General features: G+C 43.9%; 13 protein-coding genes. All 13 read left to right on the forward strand.

What is annotated here, in order from left to right:
* The first annotated feature begins 208 nt into the window (after nucleotides 1-208).
* The 13 genes from MXE28_RS01255 (at nucleotide 209) to MXE28_RS01315 (ending at nucleotide 13,909) form a co-directional block, all read left to right on the forward strand.
* Entirely contained in the window at nucleotides 209-1,336 is a 1,128-nt protein-coding gene (locus tag MXE28_RS01255) for a RuBisCO large subunit C-terminal-like domain-containing protein (RefSeq protein ID WP_156704673.1), read from the forward strand.
* Nucleotides 1,337-1,435: 99 nt separating this feature from the next.
* A complete protein-coding gene (larE, locus tag MXE28_RS01260) occupies nucleotides 1,436-2,269 on the forward strand; it encodes an ATP-dependent sacrificial sulfur transferase LarE (RefSeq protein ID WP_156704661.1) in 834 nt (277 codons plus the stop codon).
* A gap of 92 nt (nucleotides 2,270-2,361) precedes the next feature.
* Nucleotides 2,362-3,231, forward strand: a complete 870-nt coding sequence (locus MXE28_RS01265; RefSeq protein WP_021841721.1) for an MBL fold metallo-hydrolase — start codon at nucleotides 2,362-2,364, stop codon at nucleotides 3,229-3,231.
* Between the two features lie 26 nt (nucleotides 3,232-3,257).
* Nucleotides 3,258-4,379: a trypsin-like peptidase domain-containing protein gene (locus MXE28_RS01270; protein WP_021841720.1), complete on the forward strand. Its 1,122-nt coding sequence runs from the start codon at nucleotides 3,258-3,260 to the stop codon at nucleotides 4,377-4,379.
* Between the two features lie 33 nt (nucleotides 4,380-4,412).
* A complete protein-coding gene (rlmH, locus tag MXE28_RS01275) occupies nucleotides 4,413-4,889 on the forward strand; it encodes a 23S rRNA (pseudouridine(1915)-N(3))-methyltransferase RlmH (RefSeq protein ID WP_247239727.1) in 477 nt (158 codons plus the stop codon).
* A 22-nt stretch (nucleotides 4,890-4,911) separates the two neighbouring features.
* Nucleotides 4,912-5,841, forward strand: coding sequence for a hypothetical protein (locus MXE28_RS01280; RefSeq protein ID WP_021841718.1), 930 nt, complete (start codon nucleotides 4,912-4,914; stop codon nucleotides 5,839-5,841).
* A 234-nt stretch (nucleotides 5,842-6,075) separates the two neighbouring features.
* Nucleotides 6,076-6,531 (forward strand): CBS domain-containing protein, encoded by a 456-nt coding sequence (locus MXE28_RS01285; RefSeq protein WP_021841717.1) that lies wholly within the window; start codon nucleotides 6,076-6,078, stop codon nucleotides 6,529-6,531.
* A 121-nt stretch (nucleotides 6,532-6,652) separates the two neighbouring features.
* Complete coding sequence (gene tig / locus MXE28_RS01290) at nucleotides 6,653-7,960, forward strand: trigger factor (RefSeq protein ID WP_021841716.1); 1,308 nt, start codon at nucleotides 6,653-6,655, stop codon at nucleotides 7,958-7,960.
* A 43-nt stretch (nucleotides 7,961-8,003) separates the two neighbouring features.
* Entirely contained in the window at nucleotides 8,004-8,597 is a 594-nt protein-coding gene (gene clpP / locus MXE28_RS01295) for an ATP-dependent Clp endopeptidase proteolytic subunit ClpP (RefSeq protein WP_021841715.1), read from the forward strand.
* A 15-nt stretch (nucleotides 8,598-8,612) separates the two neighbouring features.
* Nucleotides 8,613-9,863, forward strand: a complete 1,251-nt coding sequence (clpX, locus tag MXE28_RS01300; protein ID WP_021841714.1) for an ATP-dependent Clp protease ATP-binding subunit ClpX — start codon at nucleotides 8,613-8,615, stop codon at nucleotides 9,861-9,863.
* A 73-nt stretch (nucleotides 9,864-9,936) separates the two neighbouring features.
* Nucleotides 9,937-12,249 carry an endopeptidase La gene (gene lon, locus MXE28_RS01305; RefSeq protein ID WP_021841713.1) on the forward strand — a complete coding sequence of 771 codons (2,313 nt, stop codon included), beginning with the start codon at nucleotides 9,937-9,939 and terminating at the stop codon, nucleotides 12,247-12,249.
* Nucleotides 12,246-12,941: a ribosome biogenesis GTP-binding protein YihA/YsxC gene (gene yihA, locus MXE28_RS01310; protein ID WP_127059189.1), complete on the forward strand. Its 696-nt coding sequence runs from the start codon at nucleotides 12,246-12,248 to the stop codon at nucleotides 12,939-12,941. The genes lon and yihA overlap by 4 nt, the downstream gene beginning before the upstream one ends.
* The gene (locus tag MXE28_RS01315) at nucleotides 12,938-13,909 is read left to right on the forward strand and encodes a polyprenyl synthetase family protein (protein WP_226973971.1); all 972 of its coding nucleotides are present in this window, start codon (nucleotides 12,938-12,940) and stop codon (nucleotides 13,907-13,909) included. The genes yihA and MXE28_RS01315 overlap by 4 nt, the downstream gene beginning before the upstream one ends.
* Nucleotides 13,910-13,912: the final 3 nt, after the last annotated feature.

Raw genomic sequence — 13,912 nt, forward strand, 5'->3', positions numbered from 1 at the left:
CAAATCTTCTGTATCACATTGAGGCTCTCTTTTCTCTTTTTATAGTTTATCATAAAATACTTATAACAAGTAGTAATTTGTTGAAGGATTAGCCATATTGAAAGGCTGTATATAGAAATTTATTGAATTATTATCTATAATAAATGGTCGATTTATTGTAAAATAATACATTAGAGATGTATGTAAAAAGGAGGCAAAAATGGAGACCTTGTGTAATGAGCGGTTTGTGGTGACCTATCAGATAGAAGCGCCGAGCTATGAAGAGGCGAAAGCCGTTGCTTGGGGTGTACAAGTGGAACAAACCATTGAATTTCCTTATGATTTTGTAACGAATGAAGATATTAAACGCGATATAGTAGGGCGCCTTGAATCGTTGGAACCTACCGGTGACGGCAAATATTATTTGGCTCGCATTTCCTATGGTGTGGAATGCAGTGCTTTTGAAGCTACGCAATTTTTGAATGTGGTGTTTGGTAATTCGTCTTTGCAGCCTCATATTTGGGTGGTGGATATTGACCTTGCGCCATCGCTGATTGATTGCTTTAAAGGACCACGATTTGGTTTAAACGGTATCCGTGAATTGGTGAAAACACCAAAGCGCGCTATGATACAAGCGGTTATTAAGCCGATGGGAATATCACCGGCTCAATTGGCGGACATGTGTAAAGCCTATGTGCAGGGTGGAGCCGATGTGATTAAAGATGATCACGGCATTACGAATCAACCGTTCTGTACGTTTGAAGAACGAATTAAACGTTGTGCGGCCGCTGTAGCTGAAACAAATGCGCAAACCGGGCAGCATACGCTGTATGCCGCCAATGTATCGGCCGACGGTGAAGCGGTGTTGGAGCGAGCTCATTATGCTAAAGCCATGGGCGCTACGGCGTTAATGGTGGCACCGGCTTTAGTTGGTTACGGGTGGCTCCATCGTTTGGCTACGGATGATGAATTAGGCTTGCCGATTATTACGCATCCGGCCATGATGGGCGGGTTTGTATTACCGGGGATTTCCGGTATTGCCGACTACTTATGGATGGGCTTATTGCCGCGTTTGTTTGGTTCCGATATGTCGATTTTTGTGTCCTATGGCGGCCGTTTTACCTTTACGGCGCAGCAATGCCAACGTATTTCCGCCTACTGTACGAATCCGATTGAAGGTTTGAAAGCTACGTGTCCTTCACCGGGCGGTGGTGTTACGGAAAAACGTTTGCCGGAGTTACTGGATATTTACGGTCCGGATACGATGTTCTTGGTCGGTGGCGATATGTTCCGTCGCGGTCCCGATTTGGCGGCCAATATGAAGGCTTTTGTTGAGTTATTAGCTCAGCACAGTTAAATTTACAGGCGGTGGCAGAATCTTAGTTTGAACTGTGTGAGAACAGTTTGTTTATGACGTGCACCAACTGTTTTATACAAAGAGAAAGAGAGACAAAAAATGAGTTCAAGTGAGTTGAATACTGAATTGCAGACTAAACTGTCTGCCTTGGAAGCTGCTTTACAGCGTATGGGGAGCGCTGTAGTGGCGTTTTCCGGCGGTGTAGACAGTACCTTTTTAGCGGCGGTGGCCCATAAAGTATTGGGCGATAACGCACAGGCGTTTACAGTGAGTTCGCCAACCTTACCGGAGGAAGAAATTGAAGATGCCAAACGCTTTGCCAAGGCTATAGGTATCAAGCATACGGTAGTGGAAATTAACGAATTGGAGATGCCCGATTTTACGCGCAACGATCCGGACCGTTGTTATTATTGCAAAAAAAATCGTTTTCAGAAGTTAATCGACTGGGCTAAAGAACAGGGGATTAACGGCGTGCTTGACGGTGGTAATTTGGATGATAAAAAAGACTATCGCCCCGGTATGCGCGTTTTGGAAGAGCTTGGCACCGTTCGCAGTCCTTTGTTGGAAAACGGCTTTACCAAGGATGATATTCGCGCCGTAGCGAAGGCTTGGGGCTTAGAAGTATGGGATAAACCAAGTTCGCCATGCTTGGCTACGCGTATTCCTTACAATCATGAGATTACCGGCGAAGCGTTGACGATGATTGAAAAAGGCGAAAAGTATTTGCATCAATTCATTGACGGTCCTTTGCGGGTGCGATACCATGAAGGTATGGCACGCATTGAAGTAAGTCGTGAAGATTTTCAGATTTTTGCCGATGATGAACGGCGTGAAGCGATTCGTAAAGCGTTTGAAGAATTCGGCTTCACCTATGTGAGTGTCGATTTACAAAGCTTCAAGAGCGGTAATTTGAATCGTGAAGTGAAACAGTAATACCGACAAAGCAACAAAGCGAAAGTAAGGGAATTAAGATATAAAATAAGGAAAAGTAAGAAGTAAGAAGTAAGAAGTAAGAAGGAGTTATTTTGGAAGACAAAGAAGTGACAAATTTAATGACGGATCGAGCCCGTGCTATAGCGGCGGCTTACGAAACTTTAGAGTCTTCGGAAGCTCCGTTTGCCGTACATGTGTTGGCCAGTGGCAGTCAAGGTAATGCAACGCTAATAACCTACAAAAATACCACAATTTTGGTAGATGCCGGCATCAGTGCCCGGCGTATCACCAACGGCCTTAAAGCGGTAGGTTTAGGTCTCGATAAATTAAGTGCTATCTGCATTACTCATGAGCACACCGACCATATGGCGGGACTGCCGCAATTACTCAAACAGTGCAATGTGCCTGTCTATACCAGAGCGGGTACGATGCGTGAACTCGTAAATCGTAAGAACCTTGACACCAAGGCCTTTTGCGTTTTGACGAAGAATAATTTCACCATCGGTGATTTACAAATAGAAACGTTCCGTACCAGTCATGATGCGGCGGATCCTATGGGGCTCAGTTGTTATAACGGTAAGCATAAATTGACCTTTATGACCGATACGGGGCTGGTGGATGACACTATGTTAAAAAACATGGATGAAAGTGATTTGTTGGTTTTAGAAGCAAATTACGATCCGCAAATGCTCAAGTACGGCCCGTATCCTTTTGATTTGAAAAAACGTGTAGCCGGTCCTTACGGCCATTTAAGTAATGAACACGCGGCGCAAGCATTACTCATGATGAAGCGTCCCGAACATTTGCAAGTAGTTATGGCTCATCGCTCCGAAAAGAATAATGAACAAGCTGTAGTAACCGACACGGTGACCACGGCATTAACGGCGGAAGGGCTTATAATGAAGCAGGATATAACAATTTTTCACGGTCAACCGAAAGAAATGGTAACGATCCGTGCGTAGCTGATTCTTAAGTCAGGAGGTTTATTATGGATAACAAAAGAAGAGGCTTATTTATTCTGTTAGCTGTAGTGCTCATTATTGCGGGTACTGTAGGCGGTTATTTGACGGGTAATTTTTTTGGTAACACTAAGAGTATCACCCAGGAAACTACGGCGGTCAATGCCGATGGTACTAAAAAATCGGTACCCCTTTCCGATAACCGCAATACGGCGATAGTGTCGGCGGTTAAGAAGGCAGGACCGGCTGTGGTAGGCATTACCACTAAAGTGTATGATCGTAATATTTTTGACCAACAAGTATTGGTTGGTGAAGGCGTAGGCTCCGGGGTTATTATCGATAAAGCGGGCTACATCGTAACTAATTATCACGTAGTGGCGCAGGCGAATAATCGCAAGGTTACTGTGTCCTTAAGTGATGGTTCTTCACAACCCGGTACCATTGTGGGTGTCGATCCGTTGACCGACTTAGCGGTTGTTAAAATTGACCCGACCGAAAATATGCCGGTAGCTACTTTGGGTGATTCTGACCAATTGCAGGTTGGTGAACCGGCTATCGCCATCGGTAATCCGTTAGGCTTAGAATTCCAAGGAACTGTTACGGCCGGTGTTATCAGTGCTTTGCATCGGACAATCAATATGGAATCGCAACGATTCCCGCTTATTCAAACGGATGCGGCGATTAATCCGGGGAATTCCGGCGGTGTGCTCGTTAATGCAGATGGCGACGTTGTGGGCATTAACAGTGCTAAAATTTCGCAGACCGGTATTGAAGGCATGGGTTTCTCTATTCCTATCAATGAAGTAAAACCGATTGTTAAAGAACTGATTGAAAAAGGTAAAGTAGTTCGTGCGTATTTGGGGTTAGGCCTTTTGGATAAACAAAATGCGGCGAAATACGGCTTACAACTTAAAACAGACGGTTTATTGGTAGCGCGCGTTTATAGCGACGGACCGGCCGCTAACAGCGATATCAATGAAGGTGATATCATCACAGCGGTAGGTGAGAAATCTATTACCAACTTAATGCAGTTGAAACAAATTTTAGATAATCATAAACCGGGCGAATCGTTGGATCTTACGGTGCTCAGCAATGGTGCTGAACACACGGTGTCCATTACTCTTGGCACATTGCCGGATTCAACGAATTAATAAAATTACGGGGAGGCAGGTGGAATCTGAGTTATGAAATTTACCGTATTAGCCGTAGGCAAGCTTAAAACCGCTTATCTGCGCGATGGGGTGGCCGAATTTGTGAAACGCCTTACGGTATATGGCGGTGTGACAATTACGGAATTGAACGAGAGTAAATTGCCCAGTGCCGATGATAGCAAACGTCAGGCTATTGTGGCGGAGGAAGGGGAACGATTGCTCAAACAAATAGACCCGAAGAGCTTTGTCGTTTTACTGGACGTGAAGGGCAAAACCATGTCGTCGGAGGCCTTGGCAGAAAAGATTGCCGACTTGGAAGTGCAAGGTATCAGTGAGATGACTTTTATCATCGGTGGTGCCTTTGGGGTGTCGGAAGGGCTTAGGTCGCGAGCCGATTTAAGATTATCTTTCAGCCCCATGACCTTCACCCATCAAATGGTGCGGCTCTTATTGGTAGAACAGATTTACCGCGCTTGTAAAATTAATCGTCATGAACCTTATCATTGGTAAGGGAGCAGATGGAGGTAATAGAGTGACAGATAAAGTAGATACAACGAATAATGAAGCAAATGCCAATTTCAGTGGCATGCCGAGTCTGGAAACGCTCTGGCAGGTGCAACAGAACGAGGGCAGTGACGGATTTTATAGAACCTATATTGAGGCCGCTAAGACGGCGCAGACAATCATTCACAATAATTTGGCCTTATTGCAGCAACAGGCCGCTGTATTGGCCGAAGCTGTAGCCGCTCTTGATATGCAGGTAGCGGTTGCGGCGGAGCTGAAAGAACGGAATGATTTTTTGCAAAAAACGTTGGAAGAGGTTGCAAATACAACCCGCATAGTGAATTCAACCTTAGGGGCCTACGCTGATGCGGCTATGTCCATTCAAAAGTTGGAAAAAGGCAATTTTACACCGCAATACATTATGCATCGCAAAGAAGAGTTGGGCATGCAAAGCGGCGATTTGACGAAGTTATTGGTCGAGTTCAGTCGCTATGCACAGACCTTTTTGGACGCCTTGGCAAATGAAAGCAAAACGGCGAGCCTCATCAAAACAGAAGGTACGGCGGGCGATGCAAATCATAAGGTATTGAAGGTAGCTTATCAGTCATGGCTCCAACGATCCTTTGATGTAAATAAAATTCTGGAAGGGCGTCTCGTATTCATCAGCGGCCTTTTGGAGTCTTTGAAAAAGGATCTTACCACACTTCAAGTAAGTCAGATGGAACTTGATGTGCAGGAGCGTGCCAGGCAGGTTGCGGCGCGACGCTATAAGAAACAGGTGGAAGATGTAAGAGACTATGACGACTTGGAAGGGCAGTACCGCAATCGTTATGATGAGGACGGCAATTTAATCGGCGTCGACGAAGGCGGTGAGGGTGGCAATCGTCGCGGCTGGCAGGTTGTCATTGTATTTGCCGTTATTGTGTTGGCAGTGATTGCTTATTTTGTACTAAAATAAAGAGTTGTTTTGTACTAAAATAAAGAATTGTTTTGCACTAAATAAAGATAAAAATAAATTATAAAGCAGGATTTTACGAGTATATTGTCAAAGATATATATAAGTTGTAATTGCGATTAGTGCAGAATTAAGAATTATGGAATAAATGATTTAAAGTTTTTACAATCAGCCTTAGAATTCGATGTTTTTACATTCAGCACTAATAGTAAATTTTATAGTGAGGGAGGTAATCCTATGTTAATCGCTGAAGCTATGAACAAATATCCCGCAACAATCAGTAAAGAGTTGTCAATCAATGAAGCAGCTAAGTTGCTTGTTAAATATCAGGTAGCCGCTTTGACCGTAGTGGATGAAGATAATAAATTAATCGGCATCATCACAGAAGGGGATTTACTTTATAAAAAGATTCGCCCTCATGCACCGCACTATGTCAATGTTTTGGGCGCCAGCATCTATTACAGTGGCATTGGCGAATACAATGCACAGTTCAAGAAACTCTTGGCCGCTCATGTAGAAGAATTAATGACTACCGAAGTTATTACGTGCTCGCCAAAAGATGAAGTGGAAGGTGTAGTGGCCACTATGCTGGAAAAACATTTGAAGACCGTGCCCGTAGTTGATGAAACTAACACGGTAGTGGGCGTATTCAGTCGTCGCGATGTAATGGAATTGATTGCGAAAGAAAATTAAAATAAAATCGCTACTTTTATCACATAAAATTGCATACATTCAAATTTTATGATAAGATAAGGAATGCAATATTATAAAACAGAAATTTTGGGCATTTAGCCCTCAAGGAGGACATATTTTCATGAATGCAACTGTAACCCCTGTTGATCAACATAAGGTAACCTTAACAATCGAAGTACCTGCTAAAGACGTAACCAAAGGTATTCAGCAAGCTGTAAAACGCATTGCCGGCCAGGTAAATATTCCGGGCTTCCGTAAAGGTAAAGCACCTCGCCGTATTTTAGAAATGAACTTCGGCAAAGAAGCTATTTTGGAAGAAGCTTTTGACGTAATTGCCGGTCGCGCTTACCAAGAAGCTTTGACTGCTAATGAAATCATTCCTGTAAGTGAACCTGAAATCGAACGCGTAACGTTTGAAGAAGGTAAAGATTTAGTATTCAAAGCAACTCTTACTAAACGCCCTGAAGTTACTCTTGGCGAATACAAAGGCCTTGAAGCTGAAAAACAGGATGCTACGGTAACTGATGAACAGATTCAGGAACAGTTAGATAATATCCGCAACCAGCAAGCTAAAATGGTAGTAGCTGATGCAGATGCTAAATTACAGAAAGATGACTTTGCTGTTATCGACTTTGCCGGTTCTATCGACGGCAAACCTTTTGACGGTGGCGAAGGTAAATCCTACCCGCTTCAAATCGGTTCCGGCAGCTTCATCCCGGGTTTTGAAGACCAATTGATCGGTCACGCAGCCGGCGATGATGTAGAAGTTAAGGTAACCTTCCCTGAAGATTACTTTGTAAAAGAATTGGCTAACAAAGAAGCTGTATTCAAAGTTCATGTTCACGATATTAAACGCAAAGAATTACCTGAATTGAACGACGAATTTGCTAAAGAAGCCAGCTCTTATGAAACTATGGAAGAATTAAAAGCGGATCTTCGCAAAAACATGGAAGAAGACGCTGCACATCGTGCTATCGATGCTTACAATGCTGCTATTATTGAACAAGCAGTTAAAAACGCATCCGTAGATATTCCTGAAATCATGGTTGACGATCGCGTTGAACAGATGATTCAAGAAATGGCTATGAATTTGGAAAGCCGTGGCTTGAAATTGGAAGACTACTTGAAATTCTCCAACAAAACTATGGAAAGCCTTCGCGAAGAATACAAAGCTAATGCAGCTGAAAACGTTCGCGCCGATTTAGTATTGGAAGCCATTGCTAAAGCTGAAAATGTAGAAGTAAAACCAGAAGATATGAACATGGAAATCTACATGATGGCTCAACAATTCGGGGCAGATCCTAAAGAAGTTATGAATATTATTGTTAAAGAAGGCCGTGTAGCTATGTTGAGAAATTCTGTAGCTCGTAAAAAAGCCGCTCGTTTAATTATCGAACAGGCTAAAGGCGCAGAATCCGAGGAAAAATAATCCACGGGCTATATAGGTACATGGACCCATGAGGTAAAATTTTATGTATGTACCAATCGTTGTAGAACAAAGCGGACGTGGCGAACGTTCCTATGATATTTATTCTCGCTTGTTAAAAGACAGAATTGTCTTCTTGGGCGGCCCTATCAATGATGATGTGGCTAACCTTGTCATTGCACAATTACTGTTCTTGGAAGCGGAAGACCCTGATAAAGACATTCATTTGTACATTAACAGCCCCGGTGGTGTAGTAACTGCCGGCATGGCGATTTATGATACAATGCAGTATATTAAGCCGGATGTATCTACCATTTGTGTAGGTTCCGCAGCCAGCATGGGTGCTGTATTATTGACAGCCGGTGCTAAAGCTAAGCGTTATGCATTGCCACATGCCCGCGTGATGATTCACCAACCGCTTGGCGGCGTACAAGGTCAGGCTTCTGAAATTGAAATTCATGCTCGTGAAATTTTGCGTATGCGTGAAGAATTGAATGGCTTATTGGCATCTCACAGTGGGCAGCCGATTGATGTTATCGCCCGTGATACGGATCGCGACAACTTCATGAGTGCCGAAGATGCTGTGAAATACGGTTTAATTGATGAGGTATTGACTCGTCCTGTAGCAACAGACAAGTAATTAGGAGGACTCAGCTTGAAAAAAGACGAAAAAGAAACGTTGCGTTGTAGCTTCTGCGGGCGCACCGGCGACGAAGTTCGTAAATTAGTGGCAGGTCCTAATGTATATATTTGTGACGAATGCGTAGAAGTTTGTCAGAATATTATTGATGAGGAACTTGGTCATAGTGATGAAGCAGGGTTTTCATTAAAGCATGTACCTACGCCTCATGAAATTAAGGCTTATTTGGATGAATATGTAATTGGTCAGGAGGCTGCTAAAGTCTCCTTGGCCGTTGCTGTTTATAATCACTATAAACGGTTGCAGGTAAATAATACCGTGGATGATGTAGAATTACAGAAAGCCAACGTGTTGTTTATCGGACCAACCGGTAGCGGTAAGACGTTATTGGCACAGACTTTGGCAAAAATGCTGGAAGTTCCGTTTGCCATTGCTGACGCTACCAGCTTAACCGAAGCCGGTTATGTAGGTGAAGATGTAGAGAACATTTTGCTCAAACTCATTCAGGCCGCTGATTATGATGTGGCCAAAGCAGAGCGCGGCATTGTGTATATCGATGAGATTGACAAGATTGCTCGTAAATCTGAAAATCCGTCCATCACCCGCGATGTATCCGGTGAAGGTGTGCAGCAGGCATTGCTAAAAATATTGGAAGGTACGGTTGCATCTGTGCCACCGCAAGGTGGGCGTAAACATCCGCACCAGGAATTAATCCAAATTGACACCACGAATATATTGTTCATTTGCGGCGGTGCATTTGATGGCCTGGAAAAGGTTATTTCTAAACGCACGGCTAAGAAGACATTAGGATTTGGTGCCGATATTCAAAAACAGGAAGAAAAAGACGTATCTGCTATTTTGAAGGAAGTTGTTCCGGAAGATTTGCAGAAATTTGGTCTGATTCCTGAATTTATCGGACGTTTGCCTGTTATGGTAACGCTCGATCCTTTAGATAAGGAAGGCTTAATTCGCATTTTAACAGAGCCTCGCAATGCATTAACGAAACAATACGAAAAGATGCTCTCTTTGGAAGATGTATCCTTAACGTTTGAGAAAGATGCTTTAGAGGAAATTGCGGCTGAAGCAATGAAGCGTAATACGGGAGCTCGTGGATTACGATCCATCATTGAGAAAGTAATGAAGCAAGTTATGTATGATATTCCTTCGCAAAAGGGTGTTACCGATTGTATCATTACCCGTGATGCTGTGAAAGGCACAGCTGAACCTATACTCAAGAATGAGTCTGCCGTAAAGGGCATGAATTAATTGTAAGTCTAAGAAACTCATTTCCTTTGGAATGAGTTTCTTTTTGTAAATATAAACTTGAAAAGGAGCCTATATGAGTGAGACGAATTTTTCGCTGCCTTTAGTACCGTTACGCGGTATGGTAGTGTTCCCAAAAGTAGAAGTTCGACTGGACATCGGTCGTGACAAATCCATTCGGGCCGTTGAAGAAGCCATGGCTAATGAGCGTTTGCTCGCCGTATCCGCTCAATTAGATGACGAAGTGGAGAACCCGACACAAAAGGATATTGCCGAAGTAGGGACCATCGTCAAAATCAAACAAATGCTACGCTTGCCGGGGGGCTTGGTTCGCATTTTAGTTGAAGGTATTGCCCGCGCTAAAGTGGTTGATATAGATGAAAGTGGCGTATATTATCGCGCCACTATGGAAACATTGGTTTCCCAGTATGACGATCATGTAGAAATTGAAGCTTATCGTCGTCTGGCTCAGTCCAATTTCTTGAAATGGGCCGAAGAAACCAAACTTGTTACGGAAGATGAAATTCGTCGTGTTATGGAGCGCACCGACGCATCCGAAACGGCTGACCAAATTGTACAATTCTTACAGACGGAACTCGTTACGCGTCAAAGCTTTTTGAGCGAACTCAATGTGTTACGTCGTTTAAATATGGTTGTAGGCGCCTTAAATATGGAACTTCAAATCTCTGATTTGGAAAACTCCATTAATAACCAAGTGCGTCAACAGATGGAAAAAGCGCAGAAAGAATATTTCTTGCGTGAAAAAATCCGCGTAATTCACAATGAATTGGGTGATAAATCCGATCCTGATGAAGAAGCGGAAGAATTGCGTGAACAGCTTAAGAAAATCAATGTGTCCGACGAAGTGCGTGAACGTATTGAAAAAGAAATCAGTCGTTACAGCCGCATGCCATCCATGATGCCGGAAGCGAATATTTTGCGCAATTACCTCGATTGGGTATTGTCCCTACCTTGGGATAAAGTAAGCGAAGACCGTCTCGATATCGGCGAAGCGGCTAAAATTTTAGACCATGATCACTATGGCCTCAAAAAGGTCAAGGAACGTATCTTGGAATTCTTGGCGGTTCGTAAATTATCCGATTCCTTGAGTGGCTCTATTCTTTGCTTGGTAGGACCTCCGGGAGTTGGTAAAACATCCTTGGCTACATCTATTGCTAAAGCTATGAATCGTAAATTTATCCGCGCTTCCTTAGGCGGCGTTCGTGACGAAGCGGAAATCCGCGGTCATCGTCGTACCTACATCGGCGCGTTACCGGGCCGTATGATTCAGGGCCTTAAGAATGCCGGTACAAGAAATCCTGTATTCTTGTTGGATGAAATTGATAAATTGGCATCCGACTACAAAGGCGATCCTTCGTCCGCATTATTGGAAGTGCTCGATCCTGAGCAGAACAAGACGTTCAGCGATCATTTTATTGAAATTCCGTTTGACTTCTCCGATGTATTCTGGATTACGACGGCCAATGTACCGGGCAATATTCCGGCACCTTTGATGGACCGCATGGAAGTGATTGAATTATCCAGCTACATGGAAGATGAAAAATTGGAAATCGCTAAACGTTATTTGGTACCGAAACAAATTAAGAAAAACGGTTTAAGCGGTCATAATGTGAAATTATCCGATGCGGTACTTCGTAAAGTAATTTCCGAATATACTCGCGAAGCCGGTGTTCGTACTTTGGAAAAAACGATTGCCAAGATTTTCCGCAAATTGGCTTTTGAAATTATCAACGGTTCGGAAGCAACGCCGCGTGTAACTGTTAAAAACTTGTCCAACTATTTGGGTGCGCCAATCTATTTGGAACAGGAACGGGAGAAGAATGCTCAAGTAGGTCTCGTTTGCGGCCTTGCTTGGACATCCGTGGGCGGTGTAGTACTTCCTTGTGAAGCGACTACGATGCCCGGCAGCGGCAAGTTGTCCTTAACCGGCAGCCTCGGCAAAGTCATGCAGGAATCCGGTCAAGCCGCCTTATCCTACATTCGTCATAATGCTAAGGAGTTAGATATTCCGGCAGACTTCCATAAAACTATGGATTTACATGTACATTTACCGGAAGGGGCCACCCCTAAAGACGGTCCGTCGGCCGGTATTACCATGACATTGGCTATTGTATCGGCTTTAACAAACCGTAAAGTTCGTTCCGATTTAGCTATGACCGGCGAAATTACTTTGCGCGGTCGCGTCTTGCCGATTGGCGGTTTGAAAGAAAAATTACTGGCAGCTTTACGCTACGGTATTAAAGAAGTATTGATTCCGCAAGGCAATATTAAGGACCTTGAAGAGATGCCGACATCTGTTATTGAAGGCCTTAAAATTACGCCGGTAAAAACAATGGATGAAGTGTTAGCAAGAGCATTTGTAAAATGATGAAGCAGAAGAAAAACACACCAAGACAACCAAAACCTGTATATACCCGTAAAGAGCCGCAAGGACCTCGTATTATTGCGTCCAAATATGTGGCTTCTGCCGTACGCCCCGACCAATATCCGGAAGGGGATACGGTGGAAGTGGCCTTCTTGGGGCGCTCCAATGTGGGCAAATCTTCTTTGATTAACTCGCTGTGCAATCACCGAGGCCTTGCCTTGGTGAGCGGCCAGCCCGGTAAAACGAAGACGATAAATTTTTTCACAATTACGTCCAAAGAGGATATCAGTGAAACCGAAGAACGCCGTTATGAGTGGTTCTTGGTGGATTTGCCGGGTTATGGGTACGCAAAAACTGATAAGAGTAATCGAAATATATGGTCTTCCTTTATTGCCGATTATATTTTACAATCAGAACGACTGATGTTGCTCTGTTTGTTGGTAGACGGCCGTCATCCGGAATTACCAATCGATCAAGAAGCCTTCAATTGGCTTCGTGAGGCGGGGGTACCGTTACAAATTGTGGTGACGAAGGTTGATAAATTAAACAGTAAGGAACGACAACAAAACATGCGCTTTATTAAGGAGAATTTCCCTTGTGAAGCACCGGCTATTCCGTACAGCTCGCTTAAGCATACGGGCCGTGAATTGTTGTTAAAGCGTATTAATCAAGTGATTGTGGGGGTCGACGAATGAGTTTGGAAAAAGAACTGGCATTAATTGAACAAGTAAAAGCAGACCTCGTAAAAGTGGAAGCCTATTTGGCGGAGTCCTTGCAAACCGGTTCTGAAGATTTTAACCGCTTAATTCGCCCCATTTCGGCGGCCGGCGGTAAACGCTTAAGGGCTCGGTTATGTCTGCTTATAGCCGGTGCCGGTAAAGCATCGGAAGCGGATCGTGTCCGTATTGCCGCAGCTGTAGAAATGCTGCATTTAGCCACATTGATTCATGATGATGTACTCGATCAGGCTGCCGTGCGCCGTGGCGCCACAGCCATTCATTGCAGTAAGGGCAATAAGGTAGCCATTTTAAGCGGTGACTACTTATTTGCCAAAGCGTTTGACGTGGTGGCACAAATTGGTTCGGTAGCATGTTTGCATGTTTTTTCGTTTATTATTTCCGCCTTGGTGGAAGGGGAATTCATGCAGATGGAAGATGTGTATCGTCTCGATCAGGGCATTGAACGTTATTTGACGAAGACCCAAAAGAAAACGGCTGATTTTATAGAAGCTTGTTTGGAATTGGGCGGCATTCTCGGTAAATGGTCGGAAACCGACATTCGTTTATTAAAACAATACGGTCATGGCCTGGGGATGGCATTCCAGATTACCGACGATATCATGGATTATGCTGCTACCGCTGAAACAACGGGCAAACCTGTAGGCAAAGACTTACGTGAAGGTCTCATTACCTATCCGTTATTATCTGTCATTAACGAGGCCAATAAAGCGGAAGTCACTAAAGCCGTGCAAGCTATTGCCGACGGTCAGGCGCCGGATGAACTGATTGCTTATGTGGCGGCTCAAGGCGGGGTGGCCAATGCAGAAGCATTGGAAGCCGATTATCGTCGTGATGCTCACGAAGCATTAGAGGCTTTGCCTGATTTTGCCGGTAAAGCTGTCCTTTATGAAGTATTGGATTCATTGGCTGATAGAAAGGTGTAATAT

This window comes from Veillonella sp. KGMB01456, assembly GCF_023051165.1.
In the GTDB taxonomy this organism is placed as follows: domain Bacteria; phylum Bacillota; class Negativicutes; order Veillonellales; family Veillonellaceae; genus Veillonella_A.

Excerpts from the sequence above, each read along its gene's own strand:
- larE (WP_156704661.1), top strand. The coding sequence starts at position 1,436 with ATGAGTTCAAGTGAGTTGAATACTGAATTGCAGACTAAACTGTCTGCC.
- MXE28_RS01270 (WP_021841720.1), top strand. The coding sequence starts at position 3,258 with ATGGATAACAAAAGAAGAGGCTTATTTATTCTGTTAGCTGTAGTGCTC.
- rlmH (WP_247239727.1), top strand. The coding sequence starts at position 4,413 with ATGAAATTTACCGTATTAGCCGTAGGCAAGCTTAAAACCGCTTATCTG.
- MXE28_RS01285 (WP_021841717.1), top strand. The coding sequence starts at position 6,076 with ATGTTAATCGCTGAAGCTATGAACAAATATCCCGCAACAATCAGTAAA.
- tig (WP_021841716.1), top strand. The coding sequence starts at position 6,653 with ATGAATGCAACTGTAACCCCTGTTGATCAACATAAGGTAACCTTAACA.
- clpP (WP_021841715.1), top strand. The coding sequence starts at position 8,004 with ATGTATGTACCAATCGTTGTAGAACAAAGCGGACGTGGCGAACGTTCC.
- lon (WP_021841713.1), top strand. The coding sequence starts at position 9,937 with ATGAGTGAGACGAATTTTTCGCTGCCTTTAGTACCGTTACGCGGTATG.
- yihA (WP_127059189.1), top strand. The coding sequence starts at position 12,246 with ATGATGAAGCAGAAGAAAAACACACCAAGACAACCAAAACCTGTATAT.
- MXE28_RS01315 (WP_226973971.1), top strand. The coding sequence starts at position 12,938 with ATGAGTTTGGAAAAAGAACTGGCATTAATTGAACAAGTAAAAGCAGAC.